The organism is Enterococcus sp. HY326, from assembly GCF_026157065.1.
GTDB lineage: Bacteria > Bacillota > Bacilli > Lactobacillales > Enterococcaceae > HY326.
In genome coordinates, this window is record NZ_JANLGQ010000001.1 from 592,765 (window position 1) to 604,825 (window position 12,061).

At 39.2% G+C, this 12,061-nt stretch carries 12 protein-coding genes, 1 pseudogene and 1 other annotated feature; of the genes and pseudogenes, 1 reads left to right on the forward strand and 12 read right to left on the reverse strand.

What is annotated here, in order from left to right; genetic code table 11:
• Positions 1-5 precede the first annotated feature (5 nt).
• The 8 genes and pseudogenes from ORH16_RS02920 to ORH16_RS02955 all read right to left on the reverse strand — a co-directional run bounded on the left by ORH16_RS02920 (position 6) and on the right by ORH16_RS02955 (position 7,296).
• Positions 6-629 carry a phosphoribosylanthranilate isomerase gene (locus tag ORH16_RS02920; protein ID WP_322597280.1) on the reverse strand — a complete coding sequence of 208 codons (624 nt, stop codon included), beginning with the start codon at positions 627-629 and terminating at the stop codon, positions 6-8.
• The gene (gene trpC / locus ORH16_RS02925) at positions 629-1,399 is read right to left on the reverse strand and encodes an indole-3-glycerol phosphate synthase TrpC (protein WP_265456068.1); all 771 of its coding nucleotides are present in this window, start codon (positions 1,397-1,399) and stop codon (positions 629-631) included. Before trpC ends, ORH16_RS02920 begins: the two co-directional genes overlap by 1 nt.
• The gene (gene trpD / locus ORH16_RS02930; RefSeq protein ID WP_265456070.1) at positions 1,400-2,413 is read right to left on the reverse strand and encodes an anthranilate phosphoribosyltransferase; all 1,014 of its coding nucleotides are present in this window, start codon (positions 2,411-2,413) and stop codon (positions 1,400-1,402) included. It lies immediately after the preceding gene.
• The gene (locus tag ORH16_RS02935; protein WP_265456071.1) at positions 2,397-2,984 is read right to left on the reverse strand and encodes an anthranilate synthase component II; all 588 of its coding nucleotides are present in this window, start codon (positions 2,982-2,984) and stop codon (positions 2,397-2,399) included. The genes trpD and ORH16_RS02935 overlap by 17 nt, the downstream gene beginning before the upstream one ends.
• Positions 2,981-4,345 carry an anthranilate synthase component I gene (gene trpE, locus ORH16_RS02940; RefSeq protein ID WP_265456072.1) on the reverse strand — a complete coding sequence of 455 codons (1,365 nt, stop codon included), beginning with the start codon at positions 4,343-4,345 and terminating at the stop codon, positions 2,981-2,983. Before trpE ends, ORH16_RS02935 begins: the two co-directional genes overlap by 4 nt.
• A gap of 117 nt (positions 4,346-4,462) precedes the next feature.
• Positions 4,463-4,790: a binding site (T-box leader), on the reverse strand.
• 56 nt (positions 4,791-4,846) lie between these two features.
• The gene (locus ORH16_RS02945) at positions 4,847-5,596 is read right to left on the reverse strand and encodes an ATP-binding cassette domain-containing protein (RefSeq protein ID WP_265456074.1); all 750 of its coding nucleotides are present in this window, start codon (positions 5,594-5,596) and stop codon (positions 4,847-4,849) included.
• A gap of 367 nt (positions 5,597-5,963) precedes the next feature.
• Positions 5,964-6,440 (reverse strand): VOC family protein, encoded by a 477-nt coding sequence (locus ORH16_RS02950; protein WP_265456076.1) that lies wholly within the window; start codon positions 6,438-6,440, stop codon positions 5,964-5,966.
• A 17-nt stretch (positions 6,441-6,457) separates the two neighbouring features.
• Positions 6,458-7,296 (reverse strand): annotated as a pseudogene (locus tag ORH16_RS02955) (aldo/keto reductase).
• 157 nt (positions 7,297-7,453) lie between these two features.
• Here ORH16_RS02955 and ORH16_RS02960 point away from each other — a divergent pair.
• Positions 7,454-7,825: a winged helix-turn-helix transcriptional regulator gene (locus tag ORH16_RS02960; RefSeq protein WP_265456078.1), complete on the forward strand. Its 372-nt coding sequence runs from the start codon at positions 7,454-7,456 to the stop codon at positions 7,823-7,825.
• 822 nt (positions 7,826-8,647) lie between these two features.
• On the opposite strand, the gene ORH16_RS02965 is transcribed toward ORH16_RS02960, so the two are convergent.
• The 4 genes from ORH16_RS02965 to ascB all read right to left on the reverse strand — a co-directional run bounded on the left by ORH16_RS02965 (position 8,648) and on the right by ascB (position 12,057).
• A complete protein-coding gene (locus ORH16_RS02965) occupies positions 8,648-9,421 on the reverse strand; it encodes a MurR/RpiR family transcriptional regulator (protein ID WP_265456080.1) in 774 nt (257 codons plus the stop codon).
• 13 nt (positions 9,422-9,434) lie between these two features.
• Entirely contained in the window at positions 9,435-9,986 is a 552-nt protein-coding gene (locus ORH16_RS02970; RefSeq protein WP_265456082.1) for a DJ-1 family glyoxalase III, read from the reverse strand.
• Complete coding sequence (locus ORH16_RS02975; protein ID WP_265456084.1) at positions 9,979-10,548, reverse strand: DJ-1 family glyoxalase III; 570 nt, start codon at positions 10,546-10,548, stop codon at positions 9,979-9,981. The genes ORH16_RS02970 and ORH16_RS02975 overlap by 8 nt, the downstream gene beginning before the upstream one ends.
• A 93-nt stretch (positions 10,549-10,641) precedes the next feature.
• Entirely contained in the window at positions 10,642-12,057 is a 1,416-nt protein-coding gene (ascB, locus tag ORH16_RS02980; protein ID WP_265456086.1) for a 6-phospho-beta-glucosidase, read from the reverse strand.
• Between the last annotated feature and the right edge of the window lie 4 nt (positions 12,058-12,061).

Genomic DNA, 12,061 nt, shown 5'->3' on the forward strand with positions numbered 1-12,061 from the left:
TGCTCCTATTCTTGACTGGCTGCTTGGGCCCGCTGTAAAAATTTTTGAATTTTTGTTACATCCTTGACGCCCTCTGTCTCGACACCACTGGAAACATCCACCGCAAAGGGGTGAAAATATTTTTTAGCCGCTTGAACATTATCAACGGTTAAACCACCGGCAACAAAAAGTGGTTTAGCTGGTAAGTCGGCGAGTTGAACCGCCGACCAATCGAAGACTGCCCCGTTGCCGCCGACAAATTCTTTGGCGGGAGCGTCTAATAATAAATACTCATATTCTTCTTGATAAGCTTCACTAGGTAATTTTCCAGCAGCTACACTAAAGGCCCGAATGATTGGCAAAGGAAAAATTTCTCGTTTTTCTATTAGTTCTTGTGGCAGTTGACCGTGGATTTGCACGACATCCAAGCCGGCAGTCTGGCTGATTCCCTGTAATTCAGCCAAACTCGGTGAGATAAAGACGCCGACTTTTTTGATAGTTGTAGGCAGATTTTTCGTTAATTCTGCCGCTTGCTCTGGCGTCACCCGCCGTTTGCTTTTTGCAAAGACAAAGCCAATGAAATCGGCGCCGTTTACGATAGCGGCGTCAATCGCTTCTGGTGTTTGTAAGCCGCAAATTTTCACCTGCATCAGACCTGCACTCCTTTACGCACCACTTGCAGCTCTTGAACCTTTGCTTGGGGATTTTGGGCCCGCATCAAAGTTTCACCGACTAAGACTGCTTGATAATTGTCGGCAATTTGTTTGACATCCTCACTCGTCTTAAAGCCAGACTCGCTGACAAAAATCTGCTGATGTGCCGTATTACCTAAAGTGATACTGGTCGACAAGCTGACTTCAAAGGTTTTCAAGTTGCGATTGTTGACGCCGATAATCGCCTCAGGCAAGGTCAGCGCTACCGCCAATTCCTCTTGGTCATGGGTTTCAACTAAAACTTCCAAATCCAAGTCTAATGCTTGTTGGTACAACTCCCGCAATTTTTCTTCAGAAAGTGCTGCAACAATCAACAACACCAGACTGGCACCGGCATTTTTAGCACGGATTAGCTGTTTTTGGTCAATGATAAAATCTTTACAGAGGATTGGCACCTCAACGACTGCGGCAATTTGTTTTAGATCAGCGATTGTCCCTTTGAAGAAAACCGGATCTGTTAAGACGGAAATAGCTGCCACGCCGGCTTTTTGATAGGCCTGCGCCTGAGCCAAAATATCAACATCCACATTGATATCCCCTTTTGAAGGGGAGGCCCGTTTGACCTCGCCGATGACCTGCACATTTTCTGGATGAGCTTTCACATATGCTTTAAAGGATGGTCGCTGTGGCTGCGGCTGTAAAATTTCCAGTGGCATTTTTTCAACTTCCAAAAATTTTTCGGCTAATATTTTTTCTAAAAAATCCATTTAAGCGACCTCCCTTTGACTGCCAACTAGCTGGTGCAATTTATCATAAGCGGCACCGCTAGCAACGATTTGTCTAGCTAATTGAATGCCGGCCGGTAAATCTACCACCAAGCCGCTAGCCACTAAGCCCAGACCAGCGTTTAAAATAGCGGTGTCGGTGTATACGGAAGCAGTATTTTTTAAGACACTTTCTAAAATTGCAGCATTTTCTAAAGGACCCGACCCTTGAATGGCTGCGATTGGTGCCCGCTGAAAGCCAACTTCTTCTGGTGTAAATGTATATTCAGTGACCTGATTATTTTGATAAAAGGCATAATGGTTCTCGCCGGATAAATTAGCTTCGTCCATCCCACCGGCACCGTTGACAACAATCCCTTGGCGCCGACCGAGTTTGCCAAAGGTTTCAGCCGTGGCTGCCACCAAATCCCGTCGATATGTGCCTAAAAGTTGCGTGTCCAGTGGAACGGGATTAGTTAACGGCCCAATTAAATTTAAAATTGTTGGCGTGCCCAACTCTTTACGAACCTTCATGACATGGCTCATTTTCGGATGCATCGCCGGTGCAAAAAGAAAGGCGATGCCAACTTCATTTAAGAGATAGCTAATTTTTTCTGGTGTAATCGCCAGTTGAATGCCTAAAGTTTCTAAAACATCCGCACTGCCAGAACGACTAGAAATGCTGCGGTTGCCGTGTTTCGCCATAGGAATCCCCGCCGCCGCTAGAATAAAAGCAGCCGTGGTTGAGATATTAAAACTATTGGAACGATCGCCTCCGGTGCCACAATTGTCCATAGCGGCTATCGGTGTCTGTTTAATCTGCAACGCTTTTTGCTGAATCGTCTCTGCTAAGCCCGCCATTTCCTCTGGTGTTTCACCTTTGATTTTTAAGCTGGTGAGAAATGCCGACAGCTGGGCTTCACTTAATTGACCTTCAAAAATCAAGTTGGCAATTTGAGCCATCTCTTGGCGGGTTAAATTTTCCTGACGATATAATTTTTCAAAAATTGTTTGCATAATCCAATGCCTCCATCTCTGTTCGTTTTAAAAATTGGTCAATCATTTCTTGACCGCTTGCAGTACCGATTGATTCTGGATGAAACTGCAAGCCGTATATCGGTAGGCTCTGGTGCTCCAAAGCCATAATCGTTTGATCGTCTGTTGCTCGGGCGGTAATTTTCAACTGACTAGGGGAGCTACTTTCTTCGGCAATTAATGAATGGTATCGCATCACGCTAGCCTCTGATAACTCATTAAACAGTCCAGTTTTTTCAAAAATTAGCTGACTAATTTTTCCGTGGCGAATCTGGGGTGCCCCTACTACTTGACCGCCAAAGAGTTGCACGATGGCTTGATGCCCTAAGCAGATACCTAAAATCGGTTTGTCCTGATAAAATTTTTGCAAAAGTGTCGGCATCAACCCAGCCTCTTCTGGTCGGCCGGGCCCAGGAGATAAAATAATGCCATCCGCCTTGGCCGCCGTTTCTAAAAGTTGCGGGTGGTCATTACGTAGGACCACCACCTCTCCACTGACTTGGTGAACGAGGTTATAAGTAAAGGAATCATAATTATCAACGATTAAAATCATCGGCGTACCTCCAATAAGGCTTTGGCTTTTTGCAACGTTTCAAAATATTCACTGGTCGGGTCGGAATCGTAAACAATCCCTGCTCCAGCTTGCACATAGGCTTTCTCTTGATGGACCACCATTGTGCGAATCGCAATGGCGAAGTCCCCTTGATCATCTTGGGAAAAATAACCCACCGCTCCAGCGTAAATTCCCCGCCGGACTGGTTCAAATTCATAAATTCGTTGCATCGCGCGAATTTTTGGTGCTCCGCTGACGGTCCCAGCCGGTAAAGTAGCCTTCAACGCATCCATCGTTGTTTTTCCAGCAGCTAATTTTCCGGTGACTAATGAGACGATGTGCATCACATACCGATATTTTTCAATAATCATCAGCACTGGTACTGTCACCGAACCCACCTCAGAGACACGACTTAAATCATTGCGTCCCAAGTCAATCAGCATCATATGCTCCGCCCGCTCCTTCTCATCTGCCAGCAATTCCTCAGCTAAATGTTGGTCCTCAGCTTTATCTCCTCCCCGTTTGCGAGTCCCGGCAATGGGATTAGTGGTAACAATATCATCTTTGACACTCACCAAGCTCTCCGGTGAAGAACCGATAACTTTGGTGTCGCCAAAATCTAAATAATAAAGATAAGCTGAAGGGTTACTAATCCGCAGATGGCGATAATAATCAAAGGGTGGAATCTTAAAATCTGTCGTCAGTCGCTGGGAGGGGACCATCTGAAACATGTCCCCCGCTTTGATGTAATCTTTGACCTTATTGACAGTTGTTTCAAATTCTTCTTGTGTGAAATTACTGGTAAAGTCAAAATGAAAATCCTGCAAATAGCTCAATTCGGTTGGAGCAATCACTCGCAAATCCTGTTGAACTTTTTCTAACGCTTTATTCAGGGCGTCTGACTCCCGTTGCGAATAACAATTGTCCTCCACTAAAATAATTTCTTCTTTAGCATGGTCAAAAATTAAAAAGGATTCATAGAGATAAAAATGCAAGTCTGCTATGCCCAATTCATCTTGGGGCAGCTGCCCGATATGTTCATAAGCCGCAATCACATCATAACCGGCGTAGCCAATGACGCCTCCTTGAAAGGGCAATTCTTCTGTCAAAACTTGCTGGGTGATGACGATTTTTTCTAATTCCTTTAAAGGGTCAGCGGTTGCAAAAGTTTCTTGATTAATCTGCATCAGACCATCTTTGTAAGAAATATCTTTGACTGGATTCCAAGCAATCACCGAATAGCGACTTTTTGACTGGTCACGGGGAATACTTTCCAACAAAGCTTTATGCTGACCTTGAATCCGCAGATAAGCACTGATGACGGTTAAATTATCGGCGGGAATACGCTCTAGTTTTCTCATACGTTTTGCTCCTGATTGTTAAAATTTAATTTAGTGATTGTCTGTTTGTCAGCTTTTAATTTGTGAGAGTTATTCTGTTAAACAAAAAAGCCCTCAGACCCACCAAAAAATGGTAAGTCTGAGGGCGAATAGCTCACGGTGCCACCTCAATTAAGCGAGTCTTTTCTCATACACTAGCAGTGAAAATAAAAAAGCCCTCAGCTCAACAAAATCGTTGAACTGAGGGCGAAGATTCACGGTGCCACCTCATGTGGTGAAAGACAAGCTTTCCTTTATCGATTGTCAAACAACAATCTTACTCTATAACGGGAGTTCCCGAAATCACCTACTTGCTTCAATGATTTGCTCGAAAGTCCATTCACCAAACGCCACCTGCTGATTTCCACCGCCATCAGCTCTCTGAAAAGTTTATTATCTGGCTACTTCTCTCTCTTAACGCGTCTATCAAATTAAATATTGATGTAAGTTTACCGCTTAAAATGAGAGTTGTCAAATCTTTTTTTAATAAATACAGAATCTTTTCCCAGCCAGCTCGCAGACTTTTATCTCCATCCCGTATAAGCCAGCTAAAACCTCCGGCTGAATAATCTCGGTCGCCGTTCCGCTCGCATGGATTTGCCCTGCTTTAATCGCCACGATATTTTCCGCATAGGTCGCAGCCACATTAATATCCTGCAGCACTACGACAATCGTCTTGCCAAAGTCCCTAACCAATTTTTGCAGAGTTTCCATTAAGTGCTTGCTCTGAGCAATATCCAAATTGTTCAAGGGTTCATCTAATAAAATATATTCTGAATTTTGTGCCAGCAGCATCGCAATGTAGACCCGTTGTAGCTGCCCACCAGATAATAAATGAATCCGGGTGTCAGCTAACTCTGTCAAATCCAGTGCCGCCATCGCTTGATCGATTAATTTTTCATCTTCATCGGTAAACCAAATTTTACAATATGGCAGCCGTCCATAACTGACTAAATCTCGGGTCGTCAGTTTCAAAGAGGCCCCTTTATTTTCCTTTAACAGGGCTAACTTACGGGCCAGTTTATTCGATTTCCACGCACGAACTTCACTGTGGTCCAAATAAATTTCTCCGACATCTTCTTTTAAAAGACGATTCATCATCGTCATAAAGCGGGTCTTACCAGCGCCATTCGGTCCAATCAAAGCGGTTAGCTTGCCGGCTTCAATCGGCAAAATCACTTCTGAGGTCACTTGGCGATGCCCCTGCTGCAAATTTTTACTAATTTCAATCATGGGATGCTTCCTCCCTGCTTAATTGAGAATCATTTTCAATATTTGCTTTTAGTTTAGGAGAAATTCAAATAAATTGCAAGGCTTTTCAGGAATTATTTTCTAACTGCTCAATAAAAAATTTCAGCTAATAACCAGAATTAAGCAACTGTTATTCTCATTTATTAAACCTTAAATTGTCAAACCACACTTCGTTGAAAAATACTTCAATGTAGCAGTTGGCTCTATATAATATCAGCATTACAAGTACCAATTCCCAAGTTAAGTCACTCAGATACATTTTAGTTATTGTTACTCGATATAGTAGAAAGCAAATGTTCCATCAAAAAAGAGCCTTTGTCCTTAGAACAGGGCTCTTCTTTCAAATAACTTATCCCCGCTGAAAGGGTCCTTGCGGTGAAATTAATTCTAAATTAGTACCATCAGGATCTGTAAAGTAAACAACACCTGTACCAAAGCCAGCTTTTAAGCCATCTTGTTCTTCAAAATAAAATGGCTCACCTTCAGGTTTAATCCCAATAGCTTGTAATCGTTTGACAGCAGCAGTTAAGTCCTCTACTTCAAAACAGAGATGCATGGCACTGATTTGTTCGTTTGAATAGTTCGCTTTAGTAGATTGCGGAGTTACATATTCCAAAATATCGAGATTGACGTTGCCTAAGCGAAGATTAGCATATTTAATTAGAGTATCCTCTAGCCCCTGTGATTGAGCCATTCGCTTGCCGCCGATGACATCTTTATTAGAAATTTTATTTCCAGTTAATGCTTCATAAAACACGATAGATTTGTCTAAATTACTGACGGTGATTCCAACATGGTTCACCAGTGAAAAGCCTTGATTCGTCATTTTTTTCGCTCCTTTAATTAAAAATCAAATGTATCTGGATCAGGTCCGCTACGAAGCCCTTCATCCAATTGGTTTAGTTTATTCATATCTTCTGAATCTAAGTGAAAGTCAAATATATCTGCATTACTGCGCATTCGTTCGACATGGACAGACTTTACAACTAATAAAATATCCCGCTGAAGATCCCAGCGTAAAATAATTTGAGCTGGTGATTTATCATATTTTTTCGCTAGTTCGACAATGACAGGGTGAGTTAACAACTGTCCTTGCATTAACGGCGACCATGCTTGAATTTTAATAGCATGCTGGGTAGAAAATTCATAGATTTCTTCTTGAGCTAATTTTGGATGTAGTTCTATTTGATTTAGCACGGGAATCACCTTTGCGTAAGACATTAACTCTTTTAAGTGATGCACTTGAAAATTGCTGACCCCAATTGCCTTTATTTTGCCAGCTGCATACAAATCCTCTAAAGCTAACCAAGACTCCTTATATGCATCATGTCCTAGCCAATGAATTAAAAATAAATCTACATAATCTAACTGCATTTTTTCTAAACTTTCTTCAAAGGCTGCTCTTGCTTCATCGTAGGAAAGATGGGCATTCCAAATTTTTGAGGTAACAAATAAATCAGATCTGGAAATACCTGTAGCAGCTATTCGGGCTTGATACCTATACCGGTTTCCACTTCGTTTCCGTAAATTTGTGCTGTATCAATTAGTCGATAACCAGTTACAATACCATTTTTAACAACTTCAGCGGTTTCTTCATTGGGGATTTGAAAAACACCCAATCCGAGCCTTGGGATTTTGACACCATTATTTAATGCAACCTTATCTGATAAATCTTGAATCATAATATTCTCCTTCATTTTTTAATGAATACTGCAGTATCCTTGTTGATTTCTGAAATTAATATATAATAGCAGTATAAATTTGTATAGTACGCACTTTGAAGTGATATAGTAACCAAAAAGTGCCTTTTGTATAAATAAAGGATTAGGAGGAATGGAAATGCCAGAAAAAATTTATAATATCGGAGTTGAAGCGACTATGGATGCTATTGGTGGCAAGTGGAAACCAATTATTTTGTGCAACCTGCGCCATGGTTCTCTTAGAACTAGTGAATTGAAACGAAAAATCCCGGGGATTAGCCAAAAAATGTTAACCCAGCAATTAAGAGAGCTTGAAGAAGTCGAAATTATTACCCGTAGAGTTTATAATCAAGTCCCACCTAAAGTTGAATATTCTCTCAGCAGTTACGGTGAAACACTAGGAACTGTTCTAGATAATTTATGTAATTGGGGTAAAATGCACATTGATACTTTACAAAAAAAAGGCCAAGACGTGCACTTACTAGGTAACGAGCAACTAATTAATTATTAACCTTTTTTTGTTGATACATCTATTGAAACCCGTATTAGCCAACATCATATATCTTATTAAAAAGTAAAAGTACTAGTCTAGTAATCCAGCTATTGCTAAGCTTAGTAGGCAAATTTATTTTTGAATCTATGGAAAGTGGATACTATTGAAACCAAAAATAGCTTAGAGGTGTGGGTTTATTGGGAGTTTTGTTGCCTTACGGTTAAAATGACGAGTTTTCTTTCTGACAACCAATCACTAGCGGAATAAAAAAAAGAAAATAGTCTGGATACCTCAGAAAGAGAAGTTTTAAAGAGATAGCTATTCAAAAAAAATGTTTAAATATTACATTTTTCGCAAAGCACTCTTTTGAAATCACAAAAAAATTAGTGCTAGATAAAGATCCTTTTTGGCTGTGACCCATAAAAATAATGTAATTATTTTTGAGGAAGAACACAATAATTATTTGTGGATTTCCAAAAATCTTTTATGGGATAATAATAATGAAAGCTTGCTCTTAGCAATAGAAGCACTGAAGGCTATTTAAAAAGTAATTTGCGCAGAACAATATAATCCGAGTCCACTAAACCTGATTTACCAGACTGATTAGGTATCCTCCAAGTTTAATTCCAAACAACTAGCTCTCACCTAATAGTATGGTAAGAGCTAGTTTCCTCTTTTGAGTAGATGAAATCCGTCTTTAGGCTACTCAAGATTAGGCAATAATTTTTAGATTAGAACATTATTTAAGAAATCTTATTCAGCAAAAATCAATTTACAATGGTTAACTTGAACAAAATGACTTCGATTTCTAAACAGTATCGTTGAAATAGAACTGATAGGCTAGATATCTTTACTCGCTAAGCTGTATTCATTAGCAATAATGGAAGCAAAAAAATCAAGTTGATAAGGATGGCTAGCATAATCTTGTCTTGACTCAAAAACGATTTGCTGAAAAACATAGCTTGGCTGATTAATTTTATCTCCACAAATCATCCAAATTTTTGCCCTATCCTTATTCTTTAAAAAATTCCTTTTTGAACTGTAATCAAAATAAGAACCAGTGTAAGTAAAAATAATAATCAAAGTATCGTTTGTGGCTGTTTCGATATAATCCATCTGTTCTTTATACGCCAAATTTGTGTAAATGTACTTCTTACTCATCAATAAATCACTTTGTAGAATCAATGCCGCAGTCTCTGCTTTCATTAAACCAAAAGCCGCAACTTTTTTAAAGCTGCGGATATCCTTGACCAATTGAGAAATTTCCTTTTGTGAAATAGAGTTAGCCACTTGTTCCATACTATCATTGATTTTTTTTGAATAACTAGTCACACGCTTATGAAAAGTCTTCTCCTGGCTCGCTAAATCCCAGCCAAGCTCTGATTTCTCTAAGATAGCTTTTAATTCAGCAAAATCTACCAAGCCAATCTCTTTACAGAATCTTGATATTGAGCTTATTGAGACATTACACCGTTTAGCAAATTCCGTAATTCCAATATTTTTCATTTCATCTAAATGGTTCAAAATGTAGGTCGCTATGGTACTATTTGTAGAGCCGTTTTTTTCACTTGCGATTGCACTTAATAAAACTATTGGTAGCTTACTGTATAGCATAAAATCATTCCTTTTATTTACCGCCAGCGAAATTGTATAACATTTTTTCCTTCATATCAGTAACATCCTTTCCTAAAATTTCAGCAATTTTATATGCAAAAGGAAAAGGTGTGGCTGGTCCCTGGCTCGTAATAATGTTTTGATCAGCCACAACAACTGTGTCTTCAAAAATACCGTCGATAAGTTTCTCTGCATAACCAGTATAGCCAGTAACTTTCTTATTAGCAATTACTTTCGCATCTGAGAGAACTACCGTTCCTGAACACATTGCTGCTATATACTTTCCATTTTCATTAAAGAACTGCACCATCTTAATTACTTCAGGGTTATCCTTCAGATTAGTACCACCAGGACGTCCTCCGGGTAAAACCAAGACATCATACTTTTTAATTTCATTATTGAAAATTTTGTCTGCTTCAATAATTATCCCGTGCATACCCCTGACAAATTTCCCCTTAAAACTAAAAGTATCACAATGGATATCAGCTCGTCTGAGGATATCAACAATAGTCAACGTTTCCCCTTCTTCATACCCCTCTGCCATTAAAACCGCTACTTTAGACATATAAAGCCTCCTGTTTTTCTTCAAATGAATTAAAATAAACCATTCGTTCTTTTACCTTTTGCGAGTCTCCCCCAAGTACATCAATCAAAGCGTAAGAGAACGCATAGGCTGTTGCTGGTCCCCTACTAGTTATCAACTTACCATCAATCACTACAATATTTTCTTTATAATTCCCAGCATTAATTTTTTTATCATAGTTCAAATAAGCAGTGTAGGATTTATTCTCCAAAACCCCTGCTTTATCTAAAACAATCGGTGCCGCACACATCGCAGCAATCCATTTATTACTTCTTGAAGCTACTTGAAGCAATTGAATGAAGTGGTCATTATCTCTTAAAGCCGTTGCTCCTTCATATCCTCCTGGCAAAACAATCATTTGATACTCCTGCAACGAGTCACCTAACACCTTATCACATTTCATAGTTATCTGATGTCCACCAGTCACTAATTCAGTGAAGCCGACAGACTCACATGTATAGCCAGCTCTGCGCAAAATATCAATAATCGTTAACGTTTCTCCTTCTTCAAAACCAGGAGCAACCATCACCGCAATTTTTTCCATAAATTTTTACCTCCAATTTGTATATCTATAATTATAGATTCCCACTTTTTTTAATTCTAGGTATTTCCAGATTTAGAAAATAAGATGCTAACTTTATAAAATTTTTCCATTTGAAGCAATGACTTTCTGATACCAATAAAATGATTTTTTCTTGAACCTTTTATTTGATCCTTCACCAAAGTTATTTCTATCCACATAAATAAAACCGTAACGTTTTTCCATTTCCCCAGTTGAGGCGGCCACCAGATCAATACACCCCCATGTTGTATAACCGATTAGTTCAACACCATCTTTCTGAGCTTCAAGAAGTGCTTCAATGTGCTTTTTAAAATAAGAAATTCGATAATCATCCTCTACAGTGCCATTCTCCAATTTATCTCTGGCACCCAAACCATTTTCAACCACAAATAGTGGTTTTCCATAACGCTCATACAAAGTATTTAACGTGATTCGAAAACCTAATGGATCAATTTGCCAACCCCATTCACTACTTTCAAGATAAGGATTTTCAACAGAAACCATCACATTCGCTTCATTGGTTTTTTTCAAATTATGGCTGATTGTTCTAGAGGTGTAATAACTTAGGGAAAGAAAGTCCGCTGTATACTTTTTCAATGTCTCATAATCATCAGGCATAACCTCTAATACTATCTGTTTTTCTTCAAATAATCTTTTGGCATAAAATGGATAGACTCCTTTACATTGCACATCGATAAAAAAGTAGCTTTCTCGATTTTTATCCAACGCAGCAAACACATCTTTCGGATTACAAGAAAAAGGATAATAGTCACCAGCGGCCAACATACAACCGATTTGATTTTCAGCGTCGATTTCATGAGCCAGCTTAGTGGATAAAGCACTAGCAACCAGCTGATGATGGGCCGCTTGAAAACGAATTTGATCTGGATGCTTTTCTCCCTCTAAAACCAATCCACCTCCTGAAAAGGAATTATGCAATATAACATTGATTTCATTGAAAGTAATCCAATACTTAACTAATCCCTTTAGCTCTTTGAATACAGTCTCTGCATACTTCGTGTAAAAATTTATCATTTTACGGTTTCTCCAAGCACCATATTTTTCAACTAAATATAAAGGAACATCAAAGTGACTCAAGGTTACAAGTGGTTCAATACCGAGTTGTTTACATAAAGTAAACATTTTTTTGTAGTACAACAATCCCTGTTCATTTGGTGAATCTTCAATTCCTTTAGGGAAAATACGTGTCCAAGAGATACTAGTTCGAAAACACTTTATCCCCATCTCAGCCAGAAGGCGAATATCAGCATCATAATTTGTATAAAAATCAACACCAAATCTAGCTGGGAAATAGTTATCATTAGAAATTTTTTTATAAGAAACTGTACCTCGCTTCACAGGTTTTCTCTCAGCAGACATAGGCACAACATCCATTACGGAGAGTCCTCGTCCTGCTTCGTCATACCAACCTTCAGCTTGGTTGGCAGCAATTGCACCGCCCCAAAGAAAATTTTCATTAAATGTCATCATAAAT

What these genes read in the sequence shown, in the direction of transcription:
- ORH16_RS02920 (WP_322597280.1), bottom strand. Translation starts at nt 629, where the DNA reads ATGCAGGTGAAAATTTGCGGCTTACAAACACCAGAAGCGATTGACGCC.
- trpC (WP_265456068.1), bottom strand. Translation starts at nt 1,399, where the DNA reads ATGGATTTTTTAGAAAAAATATTAGCCGAAAAATTTTTGGAAGTTGAA.
- trpD (WP_265456070.1), bottom strand. Translation starts at nt 2,413, where the DNA reads ATGCAAACAATTTTTGAAAAATTATATCGTCAGGAAAATTTAACCCGC.
- ORH16_RS02935 (WP_265456071.1), bottom strand. Translation starts at nt 2,984, where the DNA reads ATGATTTTAATCGTTGATAATTATGATTCCTTTACTTATAACCTCGTT.
- trpE (WP_265456072.1), bottom strand. Translation starts at nt 4,345, where the DNA reads ATGAGAAAACTAGAGCGTATTCCCGCCGATAATTTAACCGTCATCAGT.
- ORH16_RS02945 (WP_265456074.1), bottom strand. Translation starts at nt 5,596, where the DNA reads ATGATTGAAATTAGTAAAAATTTGCAGCAGGGGCATCGCCAAGTGACC.
- ORH16_RS02950 (WP_265456076.1), bottom strand. Translation starts at nt 6,440, where the DNA reads ATGACGAATCAAGGCTTTTCACTGGTGAACCATGTTGGAATCACCGTC.
- ORH16_RS02960 (WP_265456078.1), top strand. Translation starts at nt 7,454, where the DNA reads ATGCCAGAAAAAATTTATAATATCGGAGTTGAAGCGACTATGGATGCT.
- ORH16_RS02965 (WP_265456080.1), bottom strand. Translation starts at nt 9,421, where the DNA reads ATGCTATACAGTAAGCTACCAATAGTTTTATTAAGTGCAATCGCAAGT.
- ORH16_RS02970 (WP_265456082.1), bottom strand. Translation starts at nt 9,986, where the DNA reads ATGTCTAAAGTAGCGGTTTTAATGGCAGAGGGGTATGAAGAAGGGGAA.
- ORH16_RS02975 (WP_265456084.1), bottom strand. Translation starts at nt 10,548, where the DNA reads ATGGAAAAAATTGCGGTGATGGTTGCTCCTGGTTTTGAAGAAGGAGAA.
- ascB (WP_265456086.1), bottom strand. Translation starts at nt 12,057, where the DNA reads ATGATGACATTTAATGAAAATTTTCTTTGGGGCGGTGCAATTGCTGCC.